Origin of the sequence: Aneurinibacillus aneurinilyticus ATCC 12856 (assembly GCF_000466385.1) — a bacterium.
GTDB lineage: Bacteria > Bacillota > Bacilli > Aneurinibacillales > Aneurinibacillaceae > Aneurinibacillus > Aneurinibacillus aneurinilyticus.
Map to the genome: position 1 here is coordinate 7005 of NZ_KE952850.1, position 1301 is coordinate 8305.

Below are 1301 nucleotides of genomic sequence, written 5' to 3' on the forward strand. Positions count from 1 at the left end.
TCAGCCAGGCGGAACTGCAAAACATCTGGGTAGACACGAGAAGGGAGACAGATGTTTTGCAGTTCCGGCTTTGGCGCCACAAAGCGGCCGTGTCTCTTCCTTGTGAGAAAAAGACGAGGGAACACGCCGACGCGTGCATATTTCTTCCACCTTATGGATAATCAACAGACGTGATATAATAACTCCACTTCTCCTGAATCATGCAGAAAAATAAATATTTTTCCATGTTCATTCATTAGAATTGGATTCCCAGAACTATCATCTGAAATAACATTTAAATGGGGTTAAGGTAGTTTTGGGTGATCAAGAAACTCAAGAAATGCTGGGTATTATGGCGATTAGTGGCGGTGGTGCGGCTAGCCTGGCCTATTGGTTTAAGAAAAAAGGGCATCCAGGTTCGGCTAAAGCAACGGGACTTTTGACCAGATTATATAGCATGGGGGCTGGAGCTATTCAAAAAATAAACGCACAAGGTGGAAATAAAGGTATATACTTTAAAGTCACTTGGAGGATCGGGCCTTTGTTCTTATTGTGGCATAATTAGCACATATTATCCCTCTTTTACTGTATAATTAAGGTAAAAAATGGATGATTTACAACAACAGGGGGTGATGCTGGTGAATAAACAAAACTTCTTTACCTCTATTTTAACATTTGCATTACTCGTTGTATTTGCCTTAAGTCTTTTTATGAAAGATTTTCCTAAACCGATAACAATTGTAGCATTCGTTATTGTAACTGTTCTACTTCTTCTATCTGCTTTCCAACTTAGGCGGACGAATAAAAAATTATCGGCGATCTTTTTCTTTTGTTCAGTAGGATTGATCATGTCCACCTTAATATATTCATCTTTATAGGAACGTTTTTTCAAGGAGACAATTATTCATAACGAGACAAACAATTCTCTTTTAAAATCTGATGAAAGGACTCGATACGGGTATTCATATTTGGCGTTTTTGGCGGGATACGTTCATGCGTAATCCCAAAGGATTCACAGGCCTCCTTAAAGGCATGAGAAATAAACTGTGGTCCGTTGTCAGAACGAAGCGCAGGTTTGTCTTCCTTGTCAAAAAGCTGCCGTTTGAATAAAGCTTGTTGAAGCCGTTCGAACCACATCTTTTGCTTCGCATCTAAGCCCAATATGATAGGCTACGATGGAGCGGTCATACAAGACTGGATGAAGAAAAGACGAGCTTCTCCGGCAATATAACCATATTTGAGACTCCCACAGCTAAAGCCGTAAGCCCTACACCTTATGGTGTGACGGGTGGGATTCTTGAATGACTAAGCGTCCGCAATTC

At 40.6% G+C, this 1301-nt stretch carries 2 protein-coding genes; one reads left to right on the forward strand and one right to left on the reverse strand.

Annotated features, from left to right (window positions below; translation table 11 throughout):
* Nucleotides 1-295 precede the first annotated feature (295 nt).
* Nucleotides 296-544, forward strand: coding sequence for a hypothetical protein (locus HMPREF0083_RS18460; RefSeq protein WP_021623174.1), 249 nt, complete (start codon nt 296-298; stop codon nt 542-544).
* 335 nt (nt 545-879) lie between these two features.
* Here the strand turns inward: HMPREF0083_RS18460 and HMPREF0083_RS18470 are convergent, their stop codons facing one another.
* Nucleotides 880-1116, reverse strand: coding sequence for a DDE-type integrase/transposase/recombinase (locus tag HMPREF0083_RS18470; RefSeq protein ID WP_167331584.1), 237 nt, complete (start codon nt 1114-1116; stop codon nt 880-882).
* Nucleotides 1117-1301 lie beyond the last annotated feature (185 nt).

Excerpts from the sequence above, each read along its gene's own strand:
- HMPREF0083_RS18470 (WP_167331584.1), bottom strand. The coding sequence starts at position 1,116 with ATGTGGTTCGAACGGCTTCAACAAGCTTTATTCAAACGGCAGCTTTTT.